Annotated in this window: 21 protein-coding genes; 2 read left to right on the top strand and 19 right to left on the bottom strand. The window is 69.0% G+C overall.

Annotated features, from left to right (window positions below):
• Positions 1-128 precede the first annotated feature (128 nt).
• Positions 129-1160, top strand: a complete 1032-nt coding sequence (locus tag J5X07_RS05140) for a hypothetical protein (protein WP_208478889.1) — start codon at positions 129-131, stop codon at positions 1158-1160.
• A gap of 144 nt (positions 1161-1304) precedes the next feature.
• Positions 1305-2153, top strand: a complete 849-nt coding sequence (locus J5X07_RS13375) for a proton-translocating transhydrogenase family protein (RefSeq protein ID WP_208478888.1) — start codon at positions 1305-1307, stop codon at positions 2151-2153.
• Between the two features lie 466 nt (positions 2154-2619).
• On the opposite strand, the gene rplQ is transcribed toward J5X07_RS13375, so the two are convergent.
• From rplQ to rplN, 19 genes are all read right to left on the bottom strand, one after another.
• The gene (gene rplQ / locus J5X07_RS05130; RefSeq protein WP_208478887.1) at positions 2620-3363 is read right to left on the bottom strand and encodes a 50S ribosomal protein L17, sunset domain variant; all 744 of its coding nucleotides are present in this window, start codon (positions 3361-3363) and stop codon (positions 2620-2622) included.
• A gap of 30 nt (positions 3364-3393) precedes the next feature.
• A complete protein-coding gene (locus J5X07_RS05125; RefSeq protein ID WP_208478886.1) occupies positions 3394-4395 on the bottom strand; it encodes a DNA-directed RNA polymerase subunit alpha in 1002 nt (333 codons plus the stop codon).
• A gap of 154 nt (positions 4396-4549) precedes the next feature.
• Positions 4550-4951, bottom strand: coding sequence for a 30S ribosomal protein S11 (gene rpsK, locus J5X07_RS05120; RefSeq protein WP_124932629.1), 402 nt, complete (start codon positions 4949-4951; stop codon positions 4550-4552).
• A gap of 57 nt (positions 4952-5008) precedes the next feature.
• Positions 5009-5383, bottom strand: a complete 375-nt coding sequence (rpsM, locus tag J5X07_RS05115) for a 30S ribosomal protein S13 (protein WP_124932630.1) — start codon at positions 5381-5383, stop codon at positions 5009-5011.
• Positions 5384-5559: 176 nt separating this feature from the next.
• A complete protein-coding gene (gene rpmJ / locus J5X07_RS05110) occupies positions 5560-5673 on the bottom strand; it encodes a 50S ribosomal protein L36 (protein ID WP_005987264.1) in 114 nt (37 codons plus the stop codon).
• A gap of 34 nt (positions 5674-5707) precedes the next feature.
• Entirely contained in the window at positions 5708-5929 is a 222-nt protein-coding gene (gene infA, locus J5X07_RS05105) for a translation initiation factor IF-1 (protein WP_003781847.1), read from the bottom strand.
• A gap of 232 nt (positions 5930-6161) precedes the next feature.
• On the bottom strand, positions 6162-7082 hold the full coding sequence (gene map, locus J5X07_RS05100; RefSeq protein ID WP_243896487.1) for a type I methionyl aminopeptidase: 921 nt from the start codon (positions 7080-7082) through the stop codon (positions 6162-6164).
• Positions 7083-7098: 16 nt separating this feature from the next.
• On the bottom strand, positions 7099-7680 hold the full coding sequence (locus J5X07_RS05095) for an adenylate kinase (RefSeq protein WP_208478885.1): 582 nt from the start codon (positions 7678-7680) through the stop codon (positions 7099-7101).
• On the bottom strand, positions 7677-8969 hold the full coding sequence (gene secY, locus J5X07_RS05090; protein ID WP_124932632.1) for a preprotein translocase subunit SecY: 1293 nt from the start codon (positions 8967-8969) through the stop codon (positions 7677-7679). Before secY ends, J5X07_RS05095 begins: the two co-directional genes overlap by 4 nt.
• Positions 8970-9282: 313 nt before the next feature.
• Positions 9283-9792, bottom strand: a complete 510-nt coding sequence (gene rplO, locus J5X07_RS05085) for a 50S ribosomal protein L15 (RefSeq protein ID WP_124932633.1) — start codon at positions 9790-9792, stop codon at positions 9283-9285.
• Between the two features lies 1 nt (position 9793).
• On the bottom strand, positions 9794-10006 hold the full coding sequence (rpmD, locus tag J5X07_RS05080) for a 50S ribosomal protein L30 (protein WP_124932903.1): 213 nt from the start codon (positions 10004-10006) through the stop codon (positions 9794-9796).
• Entirely contained in the window at positions 10006-10713 is a 708-nt protein-coding gene (rpsE, locus tag J5X07_RS05075) for a 30S ribosomal protein S5 (RefSeq protein WP_124932634.1), read from the bottom strand. The genes rpmD and rpsE overlap by 1 nt, the downstream gene beginning before the upstream one ends.
• Before the next feature lie 34 nt (positions 10714-10747).
• Positions 10748-11128 (bottom strand): 50S ribosomal protein L18, encoded by a 381-nt coding sequence (gene rplR / locus J5X07_RS05070; RefSeq protein ID WP_124932635.1) that lies wholly within the window; start codon positions 11126-11128, stop codon positions 10748-10750.
• A gap of 2 nt (positions 11129-11130) precedes the next feature.
• Positions 11131-11670 (bottom strand): 50S ribosomal protein L6, encoded by a 540-nt coding sequence (rplF, locus tag J5X07_RS05065; RefSeq protein WP_124932636.1) that lies wholly within the window; start codon positions 11668-11670, stop codon positions 11131-11133.
• 21 nt (positions 11671-11691) lie between these two features.
• Complete coding sequence (rpsH, locus tag J5X07_RS05060) at positions 11692-12090, bottom strand: 30S ribosomal protein S8 (protein ID WP_026428027.1); 399 nt, start codon at positions 12088-12090, stop codon at positions 11692-11694.
• Between the two features lie 58 nt (positions 12091-12148).
• On the bottom strand, positions 12149-12334 hold the full coding sequence (locus J5X07_RS05055) for a type Z 30S ribosomal protein S14 (protein ID WP_003781856.1): 186 nt from the start codon (positions 12332-12334) through the stop codon (positions 12149-12151).
• Position 12335: 1 nt separating this feature from the next.
• On the bottom strand, positions 12336-12893 hold the full coding sequence (rplE, locus tag J5X07_RS05050) for a 50S ribosomal protein L5 (RefSeq protein WP_124932637.1): 558 nt from the start codon (positions 12891-12893) through the stop codon (positions 12336-12338).
• A 2-nt stretch (positions 12894-12895) separates the two neighbouring features.
• Positions 12896-13240, bottom strand: a complete 345-nt coding sequence (gene rplX / locus J5X07_RS05045; RefSeq protein WP_124932638.1) for a 50S ribosomal protein L24 — start codon at positions 13238-13240, stop codon at positions 12896-12898.
• A gap of 1 nt (position 13241) precedes the next feature.
• Positions 13242-13610 (bottom strand): 50S ribosomal protein L14, encoded by a 369-nt coding sequence (gene rplN / locus J5X07_RS05040; protein ID WP_124932639.1) that lies wholly within the window; start codon positions 13608-13610, stop codon positions 13242-13244.
• Positions 13611-13764: the final 154 nt, after the last annotated feature.

Raw genomic sequence — 13764 nt, 5'->3', positions numbered from 1 at the left:
CTGGGCGTCCGGGAAGAAACCGTGGGACGTCGTGCGCTGGTTATGGCACTGGGGGCGCAGGGGCTGGAAAGCCGCGCAGCAGCGGAAACGCCAACAGCAGCTCCCGAAGGTCGGTCTACCCCCCCGTTGTGAACGTCCCCGAAGCGTCCGCACGGCTGACCCTCGACGCCGTCCAGCATCATGCGCAGGGCGCCGCCGGCCTGAGCGTGACTCGCCTCCTGGGAGCGGCCTCCAGCCCCGTCCCCTTCCTGGACCGGGCCGGGATACTGGCGGACCTGGAGGCGTGGGCGGTGAGTGATGAGCCCTTCGCCCTGTGCGTCCTGGGTGGCGATGGCGGCTCCGGGAAGACCCGCCTGGGTGTGGAGCTGTGCCGCCGTCTCAGCACCGCTGGAGCGAGGCGGTGGCGCAGGTCGAGGTCGCAGTGGAGGACAGGGTTCCTGCGCGGCATCGAGGGTCTGGAGCCAGGTGGGGCGCACAGCAGGTCGGATACACGCTCGCTGCTCCTGGTCGTGGACTACGCCGAGACCCGCTCCGACATTGTTGGCCGCGTCATCAATCTGGCTCTCACAGCCGCCAGGGACGCCTCCCGACGGCGGATCCGGGTGCTGTTCCTCGTGCGAAGGCCCGCACCATTGCCCGCATCCCGGAAGAGGGCGGATCCATGGGTGGATTCCCTGCGCCCGCAAGGCTCCCAGGCCGAGGGCATCAACCGGCTGCTCGATGAAGCGATGAGCATGGTCCTCAACGAGCAGGAGCTCTCTGAGGAGGATCGCCAGAGGCTCTTCGACAGTGCCGTGGCAGTCTTCCATGAGGCCGGAGCAGTCCCGAGTCGGTCGGAGAATCTGTCGCGCACGTCCTACTCCCAGCCTCTGCCCGTCATCGCCACGGCCTTCCTCAGTGCGACGCGGAGCACCGGACTCCCCCCGGCCTCCGAGGAGGATGTCTTCGATGGGCTGCTGGCGCATGAGGAGCGCTACTGGGAGCTGCACTGGCCCGATGCTCGGGATTTCGATCGAGCCCTGGCCCGCCAGGCAGTTGCCCTGGCCACGCTCTCAAAGATCGAGGATGAGGAGGATGCGCTGGCGCTCCTCGGGCTCCTGCCGGCCGCCAAGGACCTGGATGCCACCGGTCTGGCGCGATGCGCACGGTGGCTGCGGTAGTGCTACCCGCCACCGCTTCAGAGCCCGGGAGCAGAGGAGGCATGGTGCGGGCACCTGGAGCCGGACCGCCTGGGAGAGCGCCTCATCACCTCGGAGATCGGGAGCCTGGAGGCGGCGCTTCCCGCTCTCCTCGCACCCGAGCGCGTGGGCGCCGCCGCTCTGCGAACCTGGACCGTGCTCGAACGGGCCGCTGACGACCCCCGGGTGAGGGAACTCGTCGGCTCCGCGCTCGATGAGGTCCTGGAGGAACTGACGCAGACCGTTGAGGGCGTGGTCATCGCCACGCGCAGCACAGATCTTGCGACCGCGCTCGCTGCTCTCCTCCGCCGCTGTTCCGAGCATATCAGTATCGAAAAAGCGCGTGCGTCCGCCCCTGCCATGAAACGGATCAAGTACCTGATCACCTCATTAAGACCAGCCCCCACCCAACGAATTAGCGAGGCCACGACCTCGGAAGAGACAGCATCGAAGACACTTAAATACTCGATGTCTACCACCAATATGATTGTCGTGCTCATCTGCTTGGTGACTGCCTCTATCTTGACCTTAAATATCGGCAGCGACAACCGGTTCATCAGTGCGGTTACCTTCGTGATCATCGGGCTCGCCACAATCAGTATCGTCGGCGGCTTCGCGGTCACCCACGACATTCTCACCATGTTCAGGAAGGATCAAGGCCATGCCTGCCGCGCTCCGGCCCAGGACAACCCCTCTGCCTACAACCCCGATCTCGCCACCGCATTGAGCACCCTCGCCAACCGCCTGGATGAGGACGGCCAGCGCCCCCAGGCCCTGGATACCGTCCAGGAGGTGGTCGATCTCCGCCGCGAGCTGGCGCATGCCGAGCCACGGGCCTTCGGGCAAGCCTTCCTCGACTCTCTCAGCCTCTATGCCGACCTGCTCGAAGCCGCTGGGCTCGAGGAGGAGGCCGCAGCCGTCCGCCGGGAGCGAGAGGAGTTCCGCGCCCGCCTGGAAGAACTGGAGGAGGACTGACCCTCCGCCGGCGCCGGAATGCGAGTGCGGGGTGCAGAATGCGAGGACCCCGCACTCGCTTTCTGCACCCCGTACTCGCTTTCCGCCCCGGGCCCAGGCCGATGTGGTGCCGCCTTGACTCTGATGGCCTCCTCCTGGTCGGCGGTGATCGCTACGAGCCGCCTTGCACATCTTCACCACGATCCCAGCCCACTGCTGCCGGGCTGAATGGCGCGATTCCGGGGATCAAGCGCGAGGCCAGGGCCACCGGATCCGCTGAAGATGTGCAGCGCCTCTACCGCTGCACATCTTCGGCCTCCTCCGGGAGGGGCGGCGACGATACGATCCGCATGATCCTGCGGATCGTGTGCGCGCAGCCCCGGTGAAGATGTGCAGCGGGTCAAGAGGAAAGAAAGGGAGGGCCCCATCCACAGTGGATGGGGCCCTCCCTCAATCAGCTCAGCGGCCTGAGAGGTTCAGATCCGGCTCACTTCTCGACCTTCTGGGCGGCGGCGCCGCCGGCGGGGGCGAAACCCGCGGCCTCGGCCTCCTCGGCGCTAGCGAACCAGACCTCGGCCACCGTGGCGTCGTACCAGCGCGAGCCCGGCACGTGGTACTTCATGGAGTCCTCATTGCCCTTGACCTGGTGGTCGGCATCCGGGGCCTCCGTGGCGCCCTCCGCCAGGCGCACCGCGCCGGCGTACTCCGCCTTCTCACCCGCGGCCTCCGCAGCCGGAGCCTCAGTCTTCTCAGCCTCGGCCGCCTCAGCCTTCTCCTCGACCTTCTCGGCCTCGGCGGGCTCCTCCGCCACGGCCTTCTCGGCGGCGTGCTTGGCCGTCGCCACCGCGTCCTCGACGATCTCCTTCTTGGCCACGGGCTCCAGCACCAGGGAGATCACCGCCATGGGGGCGTTGTCGCCCTTGCGGGGCATGGTCTTGATGATGCGGGTGTAGCCCCCGTCGCGGCCCTCGAACTGGGGGGCCAGGACCTCGAAGAGGCGGTAGACGGCGAACTTGTCCGTCACCTTCTTCATCACCGTGCGGCGGGCGTGCAGGTCGCCACGCTTGCCCTTGGTGATGAGCTTCTCCACGTAGGGGCGCAGGCGGCGGGCCCGGGCCTCGGTGGTGGTGATGGACTCGTGGACGATGAGCTGGGTGGCCAGGTTGGCCAGCATGTGGCGCTCGTGCTGGGCGCTGCCGCCCAGGCGGGGACCCTTGGTGGGGCGAGGCATGGTTGTCTCCTAGATGAATGACGGGCCGGCTCAGGCCTGGGGCTCGTCGCTGAACGTGGGGTTGGCGTAGTCGTCCTCCGAGACGTAGTCGACCGGGGAGCCCTTGAGGGACAGGCCCAGCTCGGCCAGCTTCTCCTTGATCTCGGAGATCGACTTGGCGCCGAAATTGCGGATGTCGAGCAGGTCCGCCTCACTGCGGCCGACCAGCTCGCCCACCGTGTGGATGCCCTCGCGCTTGAGCGCATTGGAGGAGCGCGCCTGGAGGTCGAGCTCGTCGATCATGAGGGCCAGGTCCTGCTGGAAGGCCTCGTCCACCGGCGAGGGGCCGACCTCGATGCCCTCGGCCTCGACGTTGAGCTCGCGGGCCAGCCCGAAGAGCTCGACCAGGGTCTTGCCGGCGGAGGCCAGCGCGTCGCGCGGGGTGATGGAGACCTTCGTCTCGACGTCGACGATGAGGCGGTCGAAGTCCGTGCGCTGCTCCACACGGGTGGCCTCGACGGCGTAGGAGACCTTCTTGACCGGCGAGTAGATCGAGTCCACGGGGATACGGGAGATCTCCGCATTGGGGTCCTTGTTCTGGTTGGCCGACACGTAGCCGCGACCGCGCTCGACCGTCAGCTCGATCTCCAGCTTGCCCTTCTCGTTGAGGGTGGCGATGACCAGCTCGGGGTTGTGGATCTCCACGCCGGCCGGCGGGGTGATGTCCCCGGCCAGCACCTCGCCCGGGCCCGACTTGCGCAGGTACATGACCACCGGCTCGTCGTTCTCCGAGGACAGGACGATTTCCTTGATGTTGAGGATGATCTGGGAGACATCCTCCTTGACCCCGGCGATGGTGCGGAACTCGTGGGGCACCCCATCGATGCGCACGCTGGTGACGGCCGCCCCCGGGATAGAGGACAGCAGCGTGCGGCGCAGGGAGTTGCCCAGCGTGTAGCCGAATCCGGGCTCAAGGGGCTCGAGCACGAACCGCGAGCGGCGGTCCTCCTCGATGACCTCCTCGGTGAGCGTGGGTCGCTGTGCAATGAGCACGTGGTTTCCTTTCGTCGCGGCGCCCGCTATATGACGCCGGTCCTCCAACGGGGTGGCCGGCCTGGTCCCGGCGCTCCCCCGGCCTCGCCTCGACGGCGGGGCGTGGGCGGGGACGACGGCGCAGCAGCGGGCTGCGCCGTCGTCCCCCGTGGTCTCAGACGCGGCGGCGCTTGGGCGGGCGGCAGCCGTTGTAGGCCTGGGGGGTGACGTCCGTGATCGGGCCGATCTCCAGGCCAGCGGCCTGGAGGGAGCGGATCGCGGTCTCACGGCCGGGGCCGGGGCCCTTGACGAAGACGTCGACCTTCTTCATGCCGTGCTCCTGGGCGCGCCGGGCGGCGGCCTCGGCGGCGAGCTGGGCGGCGTAGGGCGTGGACTTGCGCGAGCCCTTGAAGCCGACCTGGCCGGAGGAGCACCAGGCGATGACCGCACCGGAGGGGTCGGTCAGGGACACGATGGTGTTGTTGAAGGTGGACTTGATGTAGGCGTGGCCGTGAGTGACGTTCTTACGGTCCTTGCGGCGCATCTTGCGCGCTGCGGCGCGGGTCTTGGGAGGCATGCTTCCTTCTTCTGCGATGAGGTCGTCGGTCCGGGGCGGGGCCCGGATTGCTGCTGCTTACTTGGCCTTCTTCTTGCCGGCCACGGTGCGCTTGGGGCCCTTGCGGGTGCGCGCGTTGGTCTTGGTGCGCTGGCCGTGCACCGGCAGGTGGCGGCGGTGGCGCAGACCCTGGTAGCAGCCGATCTCGATCTTGCGGCGGATGTCGGCCTGGACCTCACGACGCAGATCACCCTCGACCTGGTAGTTGGCGTCGATGTGGGTGCGCAGGGCGACGAGCTCGTCCTCGCTGAGGTCCTTGACCCGGGTGTCGGGGTTGACGCCCGTCGCCTTGAGGGTCTCATCGGCGCGGGTGCGCCCGATCCCGAAGATGTAGGTGAGTGCGATCTCCACTCGCTTCTCGCGAGGCAGGTCGACACCGGAAATGCGTGCCACTGTGTGGTTCTCCTGATGTGATCCCGGAGGTCGTCACCCATCTCCCCCGCCGTGGGCGGCGGCCCCGGCCTCCGAGAACCGGGGGTTGCGGCCCGGCCTGCCGCTGCTGCGCCGGGCGGGCCCGCTGGGATGGGTGCTGGTGGTGGCCGCCGCCTGGCGGCCCTCAGCGCCGGGCCTCAGCCCTGGCGCTGCTTGTGCCGTGGGTTCTCGCAGATGACCATGACACGGCCGTGGCGACGGATCACCTTGCAGTTGTCACAGATCTTCTTGACGCTCGGCTTGACCTTCATGATGTTCCTCCACCGACTGCGGTCAGTCGGCTTCTCACTTGTACCGGTAGACGATGCGGCCGCGGGACAGGTCGTAGGGGCTGAGCTCCACGACCACGCGGTCCTCGGGGAGGATGCGGATGTAGTGCTGCCGCATCTTGCCGGAGATGTGCGCGAGCACGACGTGCCCGTTGCTCAGCTCCACCCGGAACATCGCGTTCGGAAGGGCCTCGACGACCGATCCCTCGACCTCGATGACGCCGTCCTTCTTAGCCATGTTCCTCCATCGGTGCTCTCTCGCTCGAGTTCATCCGGGCGACGACGCCGCCCGGAGGGACGCCCCCGCCGCGCCGCTCGGGACATGGGCCCATGGGCGTGCGGAATCGGCGGAGGAGTGTCCGACGGCCAACTCTACGGCAGGACCTCGCCCGCCCACCATGCGGGATCCGCGATCTGCTCGGTGTTTCCGGACACATCCGCCCGGCGGGCCGAGGCGCCCCGCGGCGGCCTCAGCCGGGCATGGTCACCGGGGCCAGGCCGTAGGGCTCCAGGCCCCGAGCACCGCCGTCGGGGGCGGTGAGCACCCACACTCCCCCGGGCATGATCGCCACGGTGTGCTCCCACTGGGCCGCCCGTGAGCCGTCGCAGGTCACCACCGTCCACCCGTCGTCGAGCTCGCGCACCCGGGGGCTGCCGGCGGTGAGCATCGGCTCGATGGCCAGGACCATGCCGGGGCGCAGGCGCGGCCCCCTGGCCCGCACCGAGTAGTTGAGGACGTCGGGGGGCATGTGCATGCGGGTGCCGATGCCGTGGCCCACGTACTCCTCGAGGATGCCCAGCTCGTGGCCCTCGGCGCTGGCGACCTGGGCCACGGTCTCCTCCACGGCGTCGCCCACGGCGTTGAGCCGGAGCTCGCGCGCACCGCCCCGGCCGGCGGCCGCGCGGGCCAGGGCGGCGATGGCCTCCCACAGGCAGCGCTCGGTGGTGGCATCCAGGATCCGGTCGGAGTCGTTGCGGTAGGCGCCGCCCACCACCGTGGTGAAGGCGGCGTCCCCGTGCCACTGGGTGCCCCGGTCATCGGTGACGAAGGCGCCGCAGTCGAAGGTCACCAGGTCCCCGGCCTCCAGGACGCGCGGCCCCGGGATGCCGTGGACCGCCTCCTCGTTGACCGAGATGCACACCGTGGCCGGGAAGCCGTGGTAGCCCAGGAAGTTGGAGCGGGCGCCGGCCCTCTCGATCACCCCGGCCGAGACGGCGTCGAGCTCGGCGGTGGTGATGCCGGGGCGCACCGCCTGGCGCAGGGCCGCATGGATCTGGGCGACGACGAGCCCGGCCCGGCGCATGTGGCGCACCTGGGCGGGGGTCTTGATCTCGATCTGCTCGCGGCGCGGCACGGCGGCCTCCTTCGCGGCCCGGCCGGGCCGCAGCATCGGTGTGGGTGGCGGCTCAGGCGATGCCGCGCGCGGCCAGGGCCTCCATGAGGCGCTGGGCGACCTCGTCGATCCCGCCCATGCCGTCGACGCGCACCAGCAGGCCGCGCTCGGCGTAGTGGGCGACCAGCGGCTCGGTGGACTCGGCGTAGACCTCGAGGCGCCGGCGGATGACCGGCTCGGTGTCGTCGGCGCGGCCCTGTTCCCCCGCCCGCTTGAGCAGGCGGGCGACGACGGCCTCGGTCTCGGCGGTGATCTCGACGACGACGTCCAGGGCCTGGCCGTGGGCGGCCAGCATGGCGTCGAGCTCCCCGACCTGGTCCTGGGTGCGGGGGTAGCCGTCCAGGAGGAAGCCCTGGGCGCAGTCGGGGCGGCCCAGGCGCTCGGCGACCATGGCGTTGGTGATCGCGTCGGGGACGTACTCGCCGCGGTCCATGTACTCCTTGGCCCGGGCCCCCAGGTCGGTGCCCTGGGCGATGTTGGCCCGGAAGATGTCACCGGTGGAGATGGCGGGGATGGACAGGCGCTCGGCGATGCGGGCGGCCTGGGTGCCCTTGCCCGCCCCGGGGGGGCCCATCAGGACCATGCGTGCGCTCATGAGAGGAACCCTTCGTAGTGGCGCTGCTGGAGCTGGGAGTTGATCTCCTTGACGGTCTGGAGGCCCACGCCCACCATGATGAGGATCGTGGTGCCGCCGAAGGGCAGGGCCTGCGACAGGCCCAGCCAGATGACCGCCAGGGTGGGGACTAGGGCCAGGACCACCAGGTAGATGGAGCCCGCCGAGGTGACGCGGTTGATGACGTAGGTCAGATAGCGCACGGTGGGCTCGCCCGCGCGGATGCCGGGGATGAAGCCGCCGTAGCGCTTCATGTTGTCCGCGATCTCCTCGGGGTTGAAGGTGATGGCGGTGTAGAAGAAGGCGAAGAACAGGATGAGCAGGGCGTAGGCGGTGAGGTAGACCGGGTGGGTCTGCTGGAGGTTGGTGAGGATCCACTGCACCCAGCCCGAGGTCTGGCTGCCGAACTGGGCGATGAGCATGGGCATGGCCAGGATGGAGGAGGCGAAGATGACCGGGATGACGCCGGCGGTGTTGATCTTGACCGGGATGTAGGTGGTCGAGCCCCCGTACTGGCGCCGCCCCACCATGCGCTTGGCGTACTGCACGGGGATGCGCCGCTGGGCCTGCTCCACGAAGATGACGGCGGCGGTGGCCACCAAGACGACGGCGACGACGATGAGGAACTTGCCCATGCCGCCCGAGCCGGAGGCGATGGAGATCATGTTGGCCGGGAACTGGGCGACGATCGAGGTGAAGATGAGCAGGGACATGCCGTTGCCGATGCCGCGCTCGGTGATGAGCTCGCCCAGCCACATGATGAGGCCGGTCCCGGCGGTCAGGGTGATGACCATGAGGGCCAGGGTCAGGGGGGAGTCGTCCGGGACGACCGGCACGGTGCAGCCGGGGAAGAGCTGGCCGGAGGCCGCGGTGGCCACGATGGTGGAGGACTGGAGCAGCCCCAGGCCGATGGTCAGGTACCGGGTGTACTCGGTGAGCTTGGCGGTGCCCGACTGGCCCTCCTTGTGCAGCTCCTCGAAGCGGGGCACGACCACGCGCAGGAGCTGGATGATGATGGAGGCGGTGATGTAGGGCATGATGCCCAGGGCGAAGACGCTGAGCTGGAGCAGGGCGCCGCCGGAGAAGATGTTGATGAGCCCGAGCAGCCCCTGGCCCTCGGACTGCCCCACGCAGATCTGGGCGTTGGCCACGTCGACGCCGGGGCTGGGCACCACCGATCCGAGGCGGAAGAGGGCCATGATCCCCAGGGTGAAGAGGAGCTTGGCCCTGAGGTCTGGCGTCCTGAACGCCTGAGTGAACGCGCTGAGCACTCGATCTCCTGTGGACTCGGGGGTGGGTGGTCGTCGGTGGATGGTCGTGCGCCGGGCACGACTCGACGCAGGTCTTCCGCGCCCGGGACAGACTACCGCCTCATGCTGGTGGCCCGGGCGGAGAAACCTCCTTGCAATGCGGGCTTTGTCACGTACAGCGGGTCACCGGGCGGGTGGAGCGCCCACCGGCGCACCGGGGCGCCCGCTCCCCCGACGCCGAGGACCCCGGTCCCAGGACGTGCCTGGGACCGGGGTCCTCATGCCTTGGGCTCCCGCCGCGGCTGGCAGGGTCGGGCCGTGCGGCCCCATCGGCTCAGCGCGCGGTGATCGTGCCGCCCGCGGCCTCGACCTTCTCCTTGGCGGAGCCGGACCAGGCGTCGGCGGTGATGGTCAGGGCCACGGTGACGTCGCCGCCGCCCAGGACCTTGACCAGCTGGTTCTTGCGCACGGCGCCCGCGGCCACGAGGTCCTCCACGGTGACGGTGCCACCGGCGGGGAAGAGCTCGGCGATGCGGCCGACGTTGACGGGCTGGAACTCCACGCGGTTGGGGTTCTTGAAGCCCCTGAGCTTGGGCAGGCGCATGTGCAGCGGCATCTGGCCGCCCTCGAAGCCGGGGCGGACCTGGTAGCGGGCCTTGGTGCCCTTGGTGCCGCGACCGGCGGTCTTGCCCTTGGAGGCCTCACCACGACCCACGCGGGTCCTGGCCTTCTTGGCGCCGGGGGCTGGGCGCAGGTGGTGGAGCTTGACGACCCGCACCTTCTGGCCCGCCTCGGCAGTCTGCTCGGCCGCGGCGTCGGCGGCCTGCTTCTTCGTGTCAGCCATCTCAGACCTCCTCAACGGTGACCAGGTGGTGCACCGTGGCAATCAGGCCGCGCACGCTGGGGGAGTCCTCGCGCACCACGGACTGGCGGATCTTGCGCAGGCCCAGGGTCTTGAGGGACTCGCGCTGGCGGTGGGTGCCCCCGATGCCAGAGCGGACCTGGGTGACCTTGAGCTGCTTGGTTGTCGGCTCGGTCGTCTTGGTTGCGTCAGCCATCACGCACCCACTCCTTCAGCGGCCTTCTCGGCCTCCTTCTTCTCGGCCTCGGCGCGCTTGTCGGCCTCGCCCTCCGCGCGGGCCCGCAGCATGGACTGCGGGGCGATGTCCTCCAGGGGCAGGCCGCGGCGGGCGGCGACCGCCTCGGGCTGCTCCAGGCGCTTGAGGGCGTCCACCGTGGCGTGCACGATGTTGATCGCATTGGACGAGCCCAGCGACTTGGACAGGATGTCCTGGACGCCGGCGCAGTCCAGCACGGCGCGCACCGGACCGCCGGCGATGACCCCGGTACCCGGGGAGGCCGGGCGCAGCAGGACGACTCCGGCGGAGTCCTCCCCCTGCACCAGGTGCGGGATGGTGCGGCGGATCATCGGGACGTGGAAGAAGTTCTTCTTCGCGATCTCGACGGCCTTGGCGATGGCGGAGGGGACCTCCTTCGCCTTGCCGTAGCCGACACCGACCGTGCCCTCACCGTCACCGACGACGACCAGGGCCGTGAAGGTGAAGCGGCGGCCGCCCTTGACGACCTTGGAGACGCGGTTGATGGCGACGACGCGCTCGATGTACTTGTCGTCGTTGCCGCGACCACGGTCGCGGCGGTCATTGTTGCGGTCGCGGCGGCCGCGGCCCTCGCCCCGGCGCTCGTCGTTCTCGCGCTGGGCCGAGCCGTCGGACGACGCGGACCTGTCTCGCTGCGGTGCAGCCATCAGATGTTCCTCTGCTTTCTCGTCGTCGTGGTGCTCACAGCTTCAGGCCGCCCTCGCGGGCGCCCTCGGCGACGGCCGCGACCCGGCCGTGGTACTTGTTGCCGCCGCGGTCGAAGACCACCGCCTCGATGCCCAGGGCCTTGGCGCGCTCGGCGACGAGCTCGCCGACCTTGCGGGCGGCGCCGACCTTGTGGCCCTCCACGCCCTTGGCGGCCTCCTCCAGGGTGGAGGCGGCGCACAGGGTGTGGCCGATGGTGTCGTCGACCACCTGGGCCACCATGTGGCGGTTGGAGCGGGTGACGACCAGGCGCGGGCGCTCGGGGGTGCCGGAGATGTGCTTGCGCACGCGCTGATGACGGATCTTGCGGGCGATGGCCTTGGCGTTGCCCTTGCCCCTCTTGATCGAGTAAGCCATGATCACTTACCAGCCTTTCCGACCTTGCGGCGCACGTTCTCGCCGGCGTAGCGCACGCCCTTGCCCTTGTAGGGCTCCGGCGGGCGGATCTTGCGGATATTCGCAGCGACCTCGCCGACCTGCTCCTTGGAGATGCCGGAGACCTTGATCTTGAGGTTGCCGTCCACGGTGAGGGTGATGCCCTCGGGCGGCTCGACCGTCACGGTGTGGGAGAAGCCCAGGGACAGCTCGATGGCCTGGCCCTTGGCGGCCACGCGGTAACCGGTGCCGACGATCTCGAGGTTCTTCTCATAGCCCTCGGTGACGCCGACGACCATGTTGTGGATGAGGGTGCGCGACAGGCCGTGCAGCGAGCGCGAGCGGCGCTCGTCGTCAGGCCGGGTGACCAGGATGGAGCCGTCCTCCTGGCGGGTCACGCTCAGCGGCTCGCAGATGGTGCGCGACAGGGTGCCCTTGGGGCCCTTGACCGTCACCTCCTGGCCGTCGATGGTCACGTCCACTCCGGCGGGAACCGGAACGGGGAGACGTCCAATACGAGACATGGTTTTCCTCCGTTCCTTCTCTTACCAGACGTAGGCGAGGACTTCGCCGCCCACGCCCTTGGACTCGGCCTGCCTGTCGGTCAGGAGGCCGGAGGAGGTGGACAGGATCGCCACCCCCAGGCCGCCCAGGACCTTGGGCAGGTTCGTGGACTTGGCGTAGACGCGCAGGCCGGGCTTGGAGATCCGGCGCAGGCCCTGGATGGCGCGCTGGCGGTTGGCGCCGTACTTCAGGGTCAGGGTGAGCGTCTTGCCCACCTCGGCGTCGGCGACCTCGTAGCCGGCGATGTAGCCCTCGGCCTTGAGCATCTCGGCGATGTTGACCTTGAGCTTGCTCGACGGCATCGAGACCGAGTCGTGGTAGGCGGAGTTTGCGTTGCGCAGACGGGTCAGCATGTCTGCGATGGGGTCTGTCATTGTCATGAGTGGGCCTTGGCCCTTCCTCGTCGTGGTTTCCTCATCGGACCTGCGACGTAAGTTCTTACCAGCTGGACTTGCTCACACCGGGGAGCTCGCCACGGAGGGCCATCTCCCGCAGGCAGATACGGCACAGGCCGAACTTGCGGTACACGGAGTGCGGGCGGCCGCAGCGCTGGCAGCGCGTGTAGGCACGCACACCGAACTTCGGCTTACGGTTCGCCTTCTCGATCAGAGCGGTCTTCGCCATGTCACTTCTCCTTGAAGGGGAAGCCGAGCTGCTTGAGCAGGGAGCGGGCCTCCTCATCGGTCTTGGCCGTGGTCACCACGGTGATGTCCATGCCGCGCACGCGGTCGATCTTGTCCTGGTCGATCTCGTGGAAGACTGCCTGCTCGGTGAGACCGAAGGTGTAGTTGCCGTTGCCGTCGAACTGCTTGGGGCTCAGGCCGCGGAAGTCGCGGATCCGGGGCAGCGAGATCGACACGAGGCGGTCGAGGAACTCCCACATGCGGTCCCCGCGCAGGGTGGCGTGGGCGCCGATGGGCATGCCCTCGCGCAGCTTGAACTGGGCGATGGACTTGCGGGCCCGGGTCACCTGCGGCTTCTGGCCGGTGATGGCGGCGAGGTCGCGCACGGCGCCCTCGATCATCTTGGAGTCGTGGGCGGCCTCGCCCACACCCATGTTGACCACGACCTTGGTGATGCCCGCGACCTCCATGACGTTGCCGTGCTGGAACTCCTTGAGCAGGGCGGGGCGCACCTCCTCGACGTACTTGGCCTTCAGGCGGGGGGCGGTCTTGTCAGCCATGGTCACAGGTCCTCCCCGCTCTTCTTGGCGTAGCGCACGCGCACGGTGCGCTTGCGGCCGTCCGGGCGCTGGCCCTCCTCGACGCGGAAGCCCACGCGGGTGCGCTTCTTGGTCTTGGGGTCAACGAGCATGACGTTGGAGGCGTGGATCGGGGCCTCAACGGTCTCGATCCCGCCGGTGCGGGCGCCCTGGGAGGACTGGCCCACCTTGGTGTGCTTGGTGACGCGCTGGACGCCCTCGACGATGACGCGCTCGGCGCCGGGGAGGACCTTGAGGACGCGGCCGGTCTTGCCCTTGTCCTTGCCCGAGATGACGATCACCTGATCGCCCTTCTTGATGCGTGCCATGTCAGATCACCTCCGGGGCGAGCGAGACGATGCGCATGAACTTCTTATCGCGCAGCTCACGGCCCACGGGGCCGAAGATGCGCGTACCGCGCGGGTCGCCGTCGTTCTTGAGGATGACGGCGGCGTTCTCATCGAAGCGGATGTACGAGCCGTCGGGGCGGCGGCGCTCCTTGCGGGCGCGCACGACGACGGCCTTGACGACCTCGCCCTTCTTGACGTTGCCACCGGGGATGGCGTCCTTGACGGTGGCGACAATGGTGTCGCCGACACCCGCATAGCGCCGACCCGAGCCGCCGAGCACGCGGATGCAAAGGATCTCCTTGGCTCCGGTGTTGTCGGCGACCTTCAGTCGCGACTCCTGCTGGATCATTGAGTGTTCTCCTGTCGTCGAGCCGGTTCTCGACCAGTGGTCGAGCCTAGCCGAACGTTCTTCTGGACTTGCGTGCCCCCGCCCCGTGAGCGGACGCACTGGGGCGGCCCGCAGCTCGGGGAGGTCCGCGGCGCGGGGCCCCAGCAGACACAGG

It is taken from the genome of Actinomyces bowdenii, assembly GCF_017592395.1.
Classification (GTDB): Bacteria; Actinomycetota; Actinomycetes; order Actinomycetales; family Actinomycetaceae; genus Actinomyces; species Actinomyces bowdenii.
This window is presented reverse-complemented; position numbering and strand designations above follow the sequence as displayed.